This is a genomic window from Flavobacterium glycines (assembly GCF_900100165.1).
GTDB lineage: Bacteria > Bacteroidota > Bacteroidia > Flavobacteriales > Flavobacteriaceae > Flavobacterium > Flavobacterium glycines.
This window is the reverse complement of record NZ_FNEO01000005.1, coordinates 1-12,863: the sequence shown is the minus strand read 5'-3', so window position 1 is coordinate 12,863 and position 12,863 is coordinate 1. Positions and strand designations below refer to the sequence as shown.

Below are 12,863 nucleotides of genomic sequence, written 5' to 3'. Positions count from 1 at the left end.
ATAAGTAATCTTTTAGGTTTATTTCTTACCGTTTTTGGAAAAAGCTGTGATAATATAAAGTTAAACCGGCTTATTTGGAAAAGTTTTGACTAATTTAAAAGAGCGATTAATATCTTTGTTTTAAGATTTATAAAAATGAACAGTTTCTTAAAACCCAAAAAAGCAGTAATTCAGATAGGAATTATTTTTTGTGTCGTATTTTCTAGTTGTGATAACAGCATAAAAAATGGTAAGCAGTATTTTTATCGTGCTATTAATAATAAAGATACAGCACTGCTTCGTTTTACCAAATTAGAGAATAATAGTTTTTTTGGCCAGTATGAAATTCGATACGAAGGAGTCAGAAAAGATTCGGGTGAGGTAAGAGGTATTATCGTTGGCGATACCATCAAGGGCAGTTTTTATTACTCGCCTTATGGCGGTGGGGTTTTAAAAAGGTATCCTATTGCTTTGTTGAAACGGAAAAATAAATTGTTATTAGGCAAAGGTGTAATTTCGGTTTATATGGGGATTCCTTCTTTTTTAAAAGGGGATACAATTGATTATTCTAAACCGGAGTTTGTATTTGAGGAAATAAAGAAATAGCTTCTTTTCTGAAATATAGAATTTGATATATTGATAATGCTTTTCTTTTTGTTTGATTGTTAGTGTTTTATTTTGTTGTCAGCTTGGTAACCAAAGAGTGTTTTTATGTTATAAAAATGGTTTTGATGATACAAATCATCGAAATAATAAAGTACTGAAAAGGATATAGAGTATATTTGTGGACTTTAAAAATTTTCCCCCAAGAAATTTAAAAGAAGCATTATGAAACAACTCTACACGATTATTTTATTTTCAATTTTATTTACTTCGATTACTAAATTAAATGCTGAAAATAGAAAGCTTTCTCCGGATTCCTATCATAATGCCGAATATGAAAAATCAGCTGCTTTATCTTCAGCAACCGCAACCATAACAGGTACTACATCAGTTTGTCAGGGAGCAACAAGTCCGGTAATTACTTTTACGGGTGCAGGAGGAACAGCACCCTATACTTTCACCTATACATTAAATGGTGTTTCACAAACAATTTCAACTTCAGGAACAAACGACTCCGTAACATTGGCAGTTAGTACGGCAACAGCAGGTACATTTGTTTATGATTTAGTAAGTGTCCACGATACAGCGACTCCTGTGGATGAAATGACACAATCAGGAACGGCAACGGTAATAGTAGGTTCACCAACTACGGTCGATTTTACATTTAATAATGATAATACATGTTCTGAGACAGCCATTCAGTTTAATTCATCAATTTCAGGAATGGGAACTGCAATTTATTCCTGGGACTTTGGGGATGGAACGGCAGTGTCAAATTTGCAAAATCCAATTCATCAATTTACAGCCTTAGGTTGTGGTACTTCAACATTTACGGTAGTATTGACAGTTGTAGTAAATGGTTGTACTGCTACAAAAGCAAAAACAATTACTGTAAAACAAAAACCGGATATTAGTTTTAATGATGCAAATAATCCTTTTGCAGTAGATATGTTTAACAACTGTTCGAACGCAGCAACCAATCCTGTATTTGCAATTAAGGTTGGAAATACGACGACTTCAACTTGTGTAAGTTCGTATTCGATAGATTGGGGAGACGGAAGTGCTGTAACTCCCAATGCTACCTTTCCGGCTTCTCATACTTATAATTTAGTGGGAGCTTATAATATGGTTATAACAGCTTTGGGAACAAATGGCTGTAGTAATTCGGTAACCTATGTTATTAAAAACGTAACCAATCCTTCGGGTGGAATTGTTAGCCCCGGAACTACCCAAAATTTATGCGCCCCAACGACTCCTATCAATTTTACAATTTCAAATTGGGGAGCCAATTCATTAGGAACTGTTTACGATATCGATTATGGAGATGGTTCTGCTGTTGTACGTTATACTCAAACCAATTTAGAAAGTTCTGTTTATTTTAATGCATCCAATCCTTCGGCTTCGCTTAACTTCCCAATTCCTCATTCTTATACAATAACAAATTGTCCTAAGTCAGAATTCACAGCTGTTTTAAATGTTTCGAATGCTTGTGGAAAAACCAAGAGTTCGGTTTCTAACATCACCGTTTATTCTAAACCGATAGCTAATTTTACTTCAGTACCTAAAGCTTGTTTGAATGCGAATGTTACATTTACGAACACTTCAACAACAGGTTATGGTCAAAGTTGTACTCAAAATGTAATTTATGCCTGGGATTTTGGTGACGGTACAACGTCTTCTGCAATTAGTCCAACACATGCTTATGCAACAGCAGGAACTTATACTGTAACCTTAGTCGCTCAAGGATATTGCGGTTTTTCAAATCCAGTTACAAAAACGATTTGTATTGAAGGACCTTTAACACCTTCATTTACCCTGAGTAATTCTTCAGGTTGTACGCCTTTGGCAATTACAACAACCAATACAACGGATGAAACCAACGCTTGTTTGTCTCCAACTTATCTTTGGACCGTTACTTATGCAGCTGCAAATTGCGGAACAACTACAACTATTGCAAGTCAGGCAACTAAAAATGCTTCGTATAACTTTACAATGCCGGGTATTTATACCATTAAATTAACAGCTACTAATTCCTGTGGAAGTGTAAATACAACAAAAACTGTTGAAGTTAAAAAACCGCCAACAGCAACTATTGCGGCAATTCCAAATAGCTGCGGCACGGCATCTATAAACCCAACAGCAACAATTACTAGTTGTGCACCGGCATCGAGTACGTTAACTTATGCCTGGAGTTTTCCTGGAGGTTCACCATCTACAGTAACTACTGCTATTCCCGGAACAATTACTTATAGTACTACAGGTACTTATACCGTTTCATTAATAGTCACCAATGAATGTGGTGCCTCGGCTACTGCAACTCAAACTTTTTCGGTTAATAAAACCCCAACAATTACCAATACCGATTTAAGTCAGACGATATGCTCAGGGACATCCTCTGCAGCAATTAATATAACATCAGATGATCCTTCAACAACGTTTTCCTGGACGGCTACGGCAACAGCAGGAATTTCAGGTTTTGCAGCTTCGGGAACTACAAGTATAATACCCGCCAGAATTATAACCACTACTAATGCATCGGCAGGAACAATTACTTATGTGGTAACTCCTAAAATAGGGACTTGTGCGGGGACTCCGGTAAATTTTACAATCAATGTTAATCCGGCGCCTGTTTTTACTACGCAGCCTGTATCCAGCAGCGTTTGTCTGGGAGGTACGCCAACTCAGTTAGCAGTAGCATTAGGTGGAAGTGTAGGAACCCCAACATACCAATGGTATTCTAATACATCTAATTCAACAACAGGGAGCACTTTGATTTCTGGTGCAACTAATAGCACTTTTGATCCGCCTGCCAGTGCAGTAGGAACTTTGTATTATTATTGTGTGGTTACTTTAACTTCAGGAGGTTGTTCTAATTTGACTTCGACTATTGCTGTAGTAACGGTTACACCACAGCCTACAATATCACAGCCGGTAGCATCACAAACATTATGTACCGGGGCAACAATTAGTACTCCTTTATCGGTTTCTCCTTCGGGGGGGACAGGAACTGCAACTTATCAGTGGTATACAAATACTGCTAATTCTAATGCAGGAGGAACTTTAATTTCAGGAGCGACAAATAGTAATTATACACCAGCAGTTTATACTGTTGCTGGAAATTATTATTACTATGTTGAGGTTAGTATCAGCGGTAGTGGTTGTGGTTCTGTTACCAGTAATGTGGCACAAGTAACGGTTTTAGACAAGCCTGTAATAACTTCACAGCCAATAGCTAATCAGGTATTGTGTCAGGGTGAAACTCCTGCTCCGTTGGTAGTGGCAGGTGCGGGAGGAAATGGTGCTTTTTCATACCAATGGTATAAAAATAATGAGAATAATACAACTACAGGTACGGCTATTTCAGGTGAAACGAATGCAGCTTATACGCCATTAACAACTACTTCAGGAACTCAATATTATTATTGTATATTGTCAAGCGGTGCGGGTTGCAGTGTTACGAGTGCTATAGCTGCAGTACAGGTAAGTGTGTCGCCGACAATAACAGCACAGCCGCTTTCAAGTACGGTTTGCTTAGGTGGGACTCCAACAACCTTATCTTTCACAGTAAGTAACGGTGTTGGAACGCCTACTTATCAATGGTGGACCAATACAACAAATTCGAATACAGGAGGAACAGTTATAACGGGACAAACGGGTGCTACTTATTCTCCTCCTGCTACTGTTGCTGGAACAGTGTATTATTATTGTGTAATTACTTTTCCTTCTTTGTCAGGTGGTTGCTCTGTTGTAACTACTAATCCTGCGACTGTGGTTGTTAATGAGAAACCAAGTATTGCAGCTGAAAGTACGATTATCTGTAGTTCCGCCACATTTACAGTTACTCCTGCTAATTCAGGAGGGAATAGTATTCCGTCTGGCACTACGTATACCTGGACAACTCCATCGATTAGTCCATCCGGAACTATTACCGGGGCAAGTGCTCAATCAACTCCGCAAACAAATATTAGCCAGACATTAATCAATACATCTGTAAGTCCTTCTGTAGTAACATATACTGTGACTCCTAAGTCAGGAACTTGTGTTGGAAGCCCTTTTACAGTAAAAGTAACTGTAAATCCTGCTATTAATGCCAATGTTGTTATTAATGATAATAAATGTTTTGGAGCAAATAATGCTTCTATTTCGACTAATATTACCGGAGGAATTCCTTTTACATCAGGAGCGCCATATACGATATCGTGGGTAGGACCAAATAGTTTTACTTCTTCAGCAACAACTATTTCAAATTTGCAACCGGGAAATTATGATTTAACCATTACTGACAATGGGAATTGTCCTTTTTTCAAAACGTATACAATTACGGAACCCACTGATATTGTTGTTTCTGTAATTAGTAAAAAAGACATCAGTTGTTTGGGTAGTAATAATGGAAGCGTAGATATTAATGTAGCAGGAGGAACGGGAAATTATACTTATTCCTGGACAAAAAACGGAGCTCCTTTTGCCATAACACAAGACATTTCAAATTTAGCTCCTGGGAATTATCAGGTGTCTGTTAAAGATGCTAATAATTGCGGTCCTAAAACAGCTTCTTTCACCATAACAGAACCACCACTTTTGGTTGTGAGTTTAATTAATAAAACAGATGTTATTTGTTTTGGAGATGCAACAGGAGCCATTAACGTGAATGTTTCAGGAGGAGTGCCTTCGGCTTCGGGATATAATTTTGTCTGGGCAGGACCTAATGGATTCAGCAGTAATATTCAAAATCTAACTAATCTTGTAGCTGGAACCTACAATTTAACAGTAACCGATAGTCAATTCTGTTCTAAAAATCTGGCCGTTACCATTTTACAATCAACCGAAATTAAAGTTACTTACAGTACAACACCTATATTGTGTTATGGCGCTAACAATGCTTCGATTACAGCTGCTATTTCAGGGGGAATTCCGCCATACCAATATACGTGGAGTAATTTAGCCACAACTTTAAATCAGACGAATTTATCAGCGGGAGATTATACTATTTTGGTAACAGATAATGCAGGATGTAAAAAGTCACAAACCATTACTATTCCTGATGCGCCTATTTTTACGGTTAATCCGGTAAAGAAAGATATCAGTTGTTTTGGCGCTCATGACGGAAGTATTGCTTTGAATTTGGTTGGAGGAAAAGCACCGATTACTTTAGTCTGGAGTGATGGCAGTACTTCAGGGTTGACAAGGAATAATTTAGGAGCGGGAACTTATACCGCTACTATTTCTGATGGGACTCCCTGCCAAATTGTTCGAACATTTGTAATTCAGGAGCCTCAACTTTTGGTACTTTCAGCCAATGTTACCAATGCATTTGATTGTGATAACGCTAATAGCGGAGCCATCAATCTTTTGGTTTCAGGAGGAACGGCTCCATTTACGTATTCATGGTCAAATGGTGCAACAACCGAAGATTTAAACAATGTGCCAGCCGGAAATTATTTGGTAACAGTAACTGACGCCAGAGGCTGTGTAAAAACAGCTCAATATTCCATAAACAGACCGCTACCGATTGTTATTGGTGTTACTACAAAAACAGATGTGAATTGTGATACCAAAGAGGTAAAACAAAACTTTACTGCTCAGGTTTCGGGAGGTCTTCCTCCGTATCAGTTAAATTGGTCCAGTGGTACTGTAAGCGGAGCCAACAATCAAATAATGAGCACCAGTCAAAACGGGACTATTGTATTAAATGTTACCGATGCTTTAGGCTGTAAAGCTAATTATACTTTTAATGTTAATATACCTTCATTAGGAACTCCTTCGTTTACAACGAATTCTTATGGTTTTACTACTTATGGTTTTTATTCTATCGAAGATCCGGTTCAATTTACCAATACAGCAACGGATGGTTTTATTGCTGTTTCATGGGATTTTGGTGATGGTTCTTTGTCAGATGAAATTAATCCGGTTCATATTTTTAAAAAAGAAGGAAGCTATATTGTAACCCAAAGAGTAACTTATCCTCTGGGCTGTGCTTATAATTATACGCTAAAACTGGAAATTAAAAAAGGATATAATTTAATGTATCCTAATGCTTTTACGCCTAATAAAGATGGATTCAATGATTATTTTTCTCCGGTTTTTAAAGGCCTGACAACGATTGTATTTGATGTTTATGATACCTGGGGAGGTTTGATCTATTCAGAAACAGGAGAAACCATCAAGGGGTGGGATGGAATGATAAAAAATCAGGAGGCTGAAAATGGTAATTATTATTTTAAAGTTACGGCTAAAACATTTTACGGAGCAATTATTAAAGATCAGGGTGCATTTGTACTTATAAAATAATAAAGATGAAATTTAGAATACTATTTACAATATGCATTTGTTTCTTTTTCTCAAAAGTTACAGCACAAGATCCCATATTTACACAATATTTTATTGTACCCACAACATTAAATCCCGCTTATTCCGGTTTTCAGGAAACTACTTCTGCGGGTATCATTCATCGTTCCCAATGGCCTGATTTAGATTTAAAAATTGATACCGATTATGCTTTTCTCAACACCTGGAGTGAGAATATGAAAAGTGGTATAGGAGGTAGTATTTTAAGTCACAGAGAGAATAATACACATTATAATTTTACTCAGTTAAATCTTAATTATGCTTATAAAGTAACTTTAAATGACAGATGGAGTTTTAGACCGGCAATAGAAGTTGGTTTTGGGACAAAATCTTTTGGGTTTAAGAATTTGATTTTAGGAGATCAGATTAATATTGATACAGGAACTATTAATCCAATATCTAATGACCCTTCCAATTTTCATGATAAATTTACTTTTTTCGATTTTTCAGCCGGAATGTTGTTTAATAGTGATGAAGCCTGGTTTGGATTGTCATTAAAACATATTAACAAACCCAATATTTCTTTGGTTGATGAAAAAAATCTGCCGCTGAATCTGTTCTTTTCGGCAAGTGCAGGATATGAATTTTTAGTGGTTGATTATTTGGATGTGGTTAGTTTTCCTTATGAAACAAAGTTTATGGTGTCGGCCAATTATATGAATCAGGGACAATTTAACCGATTGGATTTAGGTTCTTCCATTATGTTCAGAACACTTTTTTTAGGGGTATCTACCGCGATGAATCCTTTAGCAAAGGCACAGGATAGTCATTTGGTTAGCTCTGTTAATGTTTACGGAGGTTTGCAATATGAAAATCTAAAATTTGGTATTTCTCATGATTTTACAACTTCTAAAATGGGGAAAACAGGAGGGATTTATGAGTTGTCTTTAACCTATCAATTTGATTTCGGAGTCAAATGTTTTGGCTGTCCAAACTATGAAAGTAAGTATTAAAAGGATATTCTTTTTAGAGAGCTAAAAATAAAAATTCAACACAGACAATTGTTATTACCTATGTTGAATTTTCTATTTGTTATTCATGTGATAACTAAATTTTACCACAAATTGTGCACTTCTTTTTTGATGTAATGATTGTAAATTTCATTCATTGCAGCAATTTTTTCAGGAGTCAATGCCGGTAAATCTAAAGTGGAAAGATTAGAAACTACATGACTTTCAGTTGAAGCTCCAGGAATAATACAGCTTACTTCTTTAAAATTCAAAATCCATTGCAGGGCAATAGGAGCTAAATTTTGAACTTCAGGGAATAATTTTTTAAGTTCGTTTACAGCAATTAAGCCCAATTCGTAGTTAATTCCGGAGAAAGTTTCTCCCTTGTCAAAAGCAGTACCTTCACGGTTAAAAAAACGATGGTCTTTGCTGTCAAAAATTGATTTTTCAGAGAATTTTCCCGTTAGTAAACCACTTGCTAAAGGAACTCGGGCAATAATCCCGACATCTTTTTTCTTTGCCTGTTCGAAAAGTAATTCTGAAGGACGTTGTCTGAAAAGATTGAAAATAATCTGAATCGAAGTCACATTTTCAAATTCCATTGCTTTTAGTCCTTCTTCTACTTTTTCGACACTTACACCCAGATTTTGAATTTTTCCTTCTTGTTTTAATTTGTCAAAAAGTTCAAAAATTTCCGGACGATAAAAAACCTCAGTTGGAGGGCAGTGCAATTGAATTAAATCCAGTGTTTCCAATCCTAATCTTTGTAAACTGTCTTCTACATATTTTTGTAAAACCTTAGGTTGGTAACCTTCGTTAACATGCGGATTGATATGACGACCACATTTAGTAGCTACATAAATGCGCTCTGAACGGGAACGAAGCAATCGGCCTACAGCTTTTTCGCTGAGTCCATTTTCGTATACATCGGCAGTGTCAATAAAATTGATGCCTTTGTCAATGGCTGTATTTAGCAGTTCGTCAGCAGTTTTATCATTAAAAGGCGAACCCCATTTTCCGCCCACCTGCCAGGTACCAAGGGCGATTTCGGATATTTCAAAGTTTGTTTTTCCTAGTTTACGATAGTTCATTTTATAAGTTTTATAGAGTTTTTAAAGTAAGTTGAATTGCTTTTTCAATTAACGGACTCATGGTTTCATAACCAGCCGCATTGGGATGTACCCGGTCTTCTGAAAATTCGGTTTTTAAGCCTTTTTCTTCGTCTGCCATTGGCGAATAATAGTCAACAAATAGAATGCCGTTCGAAAGCGCATACTTTTTTAAAATAGCATTTAATTCAATAATTCGCTCAGCAGGTTTTTCTTTGGGATTCCAATAGAAAAAATTGGCTGGCAATACCGAACAAAGAATCACTTTTATCTGGTGAATTTGAGCTAATTCAATCATCGAAAAAATATTGTCAGTAATCATTTCGATGGTTGAAGCTCCTGTATTTCCTGCAATATCGTTTCCGCCGGCTAAAATAACAACTATTTTGGGTTGCAATGCAATCACATCGGCTCTGAAACGAAGTAACATTTGTGGTGTGGTTTGTCCGCTAATTCCCCGATTGATGTAACTTTTATTCTGAAAAAATAAAGGCTGTTCGTTACTCCAAAATTCAGTTATCGAATCACCTAAAAAAACTACACGATTTTCACCGGATTCCGGAAGCGGAAGTTTTGCATTTTCTTGTCGGTATTTTGCTAAATAAGGCCAGTCCTGCATTGTTGTGCTCCCACTCATTAAACTATTTTTGATATTGTGAATCTTAGAAACAAAGCTAACAAAATTATTTTGAAGTTATTCTAAAGTAATTGTTAGTGATACAATGTTTTTTTATAAGAAAAATGTTATTTTTACTACATTTGAATTCGTCATTAAATCTAATTGTTTATGCAGTTTTATCAAAAGTTATCGTCTATTGGATTCTTAAGAAATAGTTATGTGTTCAAGTTTCTTTTCGTTGCTTTCATAGGTATTCACATTCCATTGATAGGGATTTTGTTTTTTGTACTTTTTGCTAAAGCAAATTTTACTACCACAAGCTTACTTATTTTTTCTTTAGTGATGACCCTGATAGCTACAGCAGTTACTTTATTGGTTTTGAAAAAATTAATTCAGCCAATTGAATTAGCTTCCAAAGCGTTGAATGAATATAAATTAAAAAGAATCATCACAGATTTACCAATTCATTTTTCGGATGAAGCGGGTTTATTGTTGTCAAATATTCATAATTCTATTTTAGAAAGCGAAACTTTTATGAATGAGAAGCAAAACCTGATTTATTTGCTTTCTCATGATTTAAAAACTTTTGCCGGAAATCCCAAATCGTTGGCAACGATGATTTTAGAAACCAATCCATCAAACGAAGTAAAAGAATTAGCTGAAATGATTTGTGAATCAACGACTGAGCAATTTCAATATATAGAAAATTTTATTAAGATGCTGAAAGAACAGGATGAAATGTTGAAAACAAGTTGTGAAGTTAAAACAATTGATTTGGAAAAAATTATTCATGCTGTAGAAAATCAGACGATACAATGTACTCATGCAAAGAAAATTAAATTTGTGGAGCAATTTGATTTGAAATCTGCCGATTTAATAATTAATCCGGAATTATTAACCCGGGTGATTTATAATTTGGTTAGTAATGCTGTCAAGTTTTCTTTTTCAGATTCTGAAATTAAAATTCATACTTACAGCGATGAAAAGTGTGTTTTCATAAAAGTAATCGATCAAGGTATTGGATTTGATAGTGATGATAGTCAAAAAATATTTGACAAATTCACAAAAATGAGCAGATTGGGTACTTTTAAAGAAGCTTCTACAGGAATTGGAATGTATTTGTGTAAGCAAATTATTGAAAGAAATAATGGTTTGTTAATAGCAAGTAGTGAAGGAAAAAATAAAGGAGCAATTTTTACGATTGTTTTTCAAAAAACCTTACATAATTAATTAAAAAACATAGTCCTATGTAGTTTGTAGTCTTTTTTGTGCTTTCATCGGAAATGTAATATAAATAAGATTGGAGTGTATAAATTAGCAATAAATTAATGAAATGGTAGCAAAACCTAATGCTTTTTTTAGGTAAACAGAGTTGTTTCTAAGCATTTCATTTACTATTCTTCAATACATTTTATTTAAAATCATTGCGTATGAAAACAATTCTACCCCAATCTCGTTTTTTAGTTTTTGTTTTTTTGCTGGCCAATTTGTTTTTTGTAAATGTTTCTTTTGGGCAAATTGTAATGCTTGATCAGGCTGATTTGGATTATGCTCCCGGAGAAACAGTTCACATAACGGGTTCTGGCTGGCAGCCTGGAGAAACAGTAATGCTCGAAGTGGCTAATCTCACGAATCCCGATGTAGATTGCGGACCTGTAAACCCTCAGCCGCATGAATCTTGGACAATAGTTGCCGATAATGAAGGTAATTTTACAGCTTCCTGGTATGTAAATGATTGTGAGTTAGGCGCTGATTTATTGCTTGGTGCTTTAGGTCAAACATCTGGATTTACATATGAGGTGTTTTTTACGGATGCAATAAGTTTAACACCTTTTACGATAGGTAGTCAAACTGGTGTTTTGACTTCAGGAACGGCGGGTACCGTTACTTATAATAGCTCAATGAAAATTTCTGGAGCTGGTTCTCCGGTTACTATAAATCTAGGAATAACAGGGCTTCCAACAGGGGTGTCATTTAGCCCTGCTTCAGTAGTTTCTAGTAATGCAAATCCATATAATTTTACATTAACATTAACAACAACTGCTTTAACTCCATCAGGAACTTTCCCATTTGTAGTAACAGCTTCGGGTACTGATGTAAATACAGCAACTCAAACAGGTACTTTAGTTGTTAATGCTTCATGTATTCCACCAGCAGCACCTTCAGTAAATACTCCTTTGACATATTGTCAAGGTTCGTCTGCTGATGTATTATCAGCAACAGGGGCTAATTTATTATGGTATACTACTGCAACTGGAGGAACAGGCAGTGCTACAGCGCCAACACCTTCTACTGCTTTACAGGGAACAGTAAGTTATTATGTAAGCCAAACAATAGATTGTGAAAGTCTAAGGGCAAAAATAGACGTAGTGGTGAATGGAATCAATCCAGGAACTATTGGAAAAGGTGCTGTGCAACCAGGTCCCGGTTGTGGAACTTTGGATCCGGGAATAACTTCTATTTCGACTGCCGCCAGCGGTTCAGGTGCTCTTAGTTATATATGGCAGCAAAGTACAAATGGTGGTACTGACTGGTCAACGATTTCTTCAGAAACATCAAGTCAATATAATCCTCCTTCCTTAACGACAACGACTTATTATAAGCGCATTGTTACTTCACTACTTAATGGTGTTAGTTGTTCTGCGGAATCGAATGTTTTAATATATGAAGTGAATCCTTTACCTATTGTAGCATCAATTTTGCCGGGGGGGACTACTAATGTTTGCGTTGGTGGAACTTTGCAATTAACAAATGCAACTTCAGGAGGAGTATGGAGTAGCGCAAATACGGGAATTGCAACTGTCGATACTAATGGATTAGTTACAGGTATAACTTTTGGAGATGTTAGTATTAGTTATACTATCACTGATGTAAATACAGGTTGTTCAAAATCAGCAAATAAAACAGTTCATGTCCTTGCATTACCATATGCTCCAATCGCAATTGACTATTCCGGTATTTACGATGGAGTTTCTCATAGTGGTTCTGCTACAATCAATTCAGGAGAAACGATAGATTGGTATACAACAGCTACTGGTCAGACTGCAACAGTGGCTCCTGTAGGAACTAATGTTGGAACTTATTCAGCATATGCTGAAGCCCGAAACATTACAACGGGATGTAAAAGTACTACGAGAACACTGGTTACGGTAACAATCAGCAAAGCCAATCCAACAGTTGTTGTTACTCCGTACAATGTTACTTATGATGGTGCTGCGCATACAGCAACGTATACAATTAGTGGAGTGAATGGAGAAA

The 12,863-nt window shown here is 36.0% G+C and carries 7 protein-coding genes; 5 read left to right on the top strand and 2 right to left on the bottom strand.

What is annotated here, in order from left to right:
* Window positions 1–135 precede the first annotated feature (135 nt).
* The 3 genes from BLR17_RS11910 to BLR17_RS11900 all read left to right on the top strand — a co-directional run bounded on the left by BLR17_RS11910 (window position 136) and on the right by BLR17_RS11900 (window position 7,880).
* A complete protein-coding gene (locus BLR17_RS11910; protein ID WP_083189594.1) occupies window positions 136–585 on the top strand; it encodes a hypothetical protein in 450 nt (149 codons plus the stop codon).
* Window positions 586–807: 222 nt separating this feature from the next.
* Window positions 808–6,870 (top strand): PKD domain-containing protein, encoded by a 6,063-nt coding sequence (locus BLR17_RS11905; RefSeq protein ID WP_066330000.1) that lies wholly within the window; start codon window positions 808–810, stop codon window positions 6,868–6,870.
* A 5-nt stretch (window positions 6,871–6,875) separates the two neighbouring features.
* Window positions 6,876–7,880 (top strand): PorP/SprF family type IX secretion system membrane protein, encoded by a 1,005-nt coding sequence (locus BLR17_RS11900; protein WP_066329998.1) that lies wholly within the window; start codon window positions 6,876–6,878, stop codon window positions 7,878–7,880.
* 101 nt (window positions 7,881–7,981) lie between these two features.
* On the opposite strand, the gene BLR17_RS11895 is transcribed toward BLR17_RS11900, so the two are convergent.
* Window positions 7,982–8,968, bottom strand: coding sequence for an aldo/keto reductase (locus BLR17_RS11895; RefSeq protein ID WP_066329997.1), 987 nt, complete (start codon window positions 8,966–8,968; stop codon window positions 7,982–7,984).
* Between the two features lie 10 nt (window positions 8,969–8,978).
* Window positions 8,979–9,623: an SGNH/GDSL hydrolase family protein gene (locus tag BLR17_RS11890; RefSeq protein ID WP_066329996.1), complete on the bottom strand. Its 645-nt coding sequence runs from the start codon at window positions 9,621–9,623 to the stop codon at window positions 8,979–8,981.
* A gap of 150 nt (window positions 9,624–9,773) precedes the next feature.
* Here BLR17_RS11890 and BLR17_RS11885 point away from each other — a divergent pair, with 150 nt between their 5' ends.
* Complete coding sequence (locus tag BLR17_RS11885; protein WP_066329995.1) at window positions 9,774–10,835, top strand: sensor histidine kinase; 1,062 nt, start codon at window positions 9,774–9,776, stop codon at window positions 10,833–10,835.
* A 200-nt stretch (window positions 10,836–11,035) separates the two neighbouring features.
* Window positions 11,036–12,863, top strand: a 1,828-nt coding sequence (locus BLR17_RS11880; RefSeq protein ID WP_175444413.1) for an Ig-like domain-containing protein, incomplete at its 3' end; no start/stop codon positions are given.

Bases quoted from the DNA above. Each gene is read 5' to 3' on its own strand.
- BLR17_RS11910 (WP_083189594.1), top strand. From the start codon at position 136: ATGAACAGTTTCTTAAAACCCAAAAAAGCAGTAATTCAGATAGGAATT.
- BLR17_RS11905 (WP_066330000.1), top strand. From the start codon at position 808: ATGAAACAACTCTACACGATTATTTTATTTTCAATTTTATTTACTTCG.
- BLR17_RS11900 (WP_066329998.1), top strand. From the start codon at position 6,876: ATGAAATTTAGAATACTATTTACAATATGCATTTGTTTCTTTTTCTCA.
- BLR17_RS11895 (WP_066329997.1), bottom strand. From the start codon at position 8,968: ATGAACTATCGTAAACTAGGAAAAACAAACTTTGAAATATCCGAAATC.
- BLR17_RS11890 (WP_066329996.1), bottom strand. From the start codon at position 9,623: ATGAGTGGGAGCACAACAATGCAGGACTGGCCTTATTTAGCAAAATAC.
- BLR17_RS11885 (WP_066329995.1), top strand. From the start codon at position 9,774: ATGCAGTTTTATCAAAAGTTATCGTCTATTGGATTCTTAAGAAATAGT.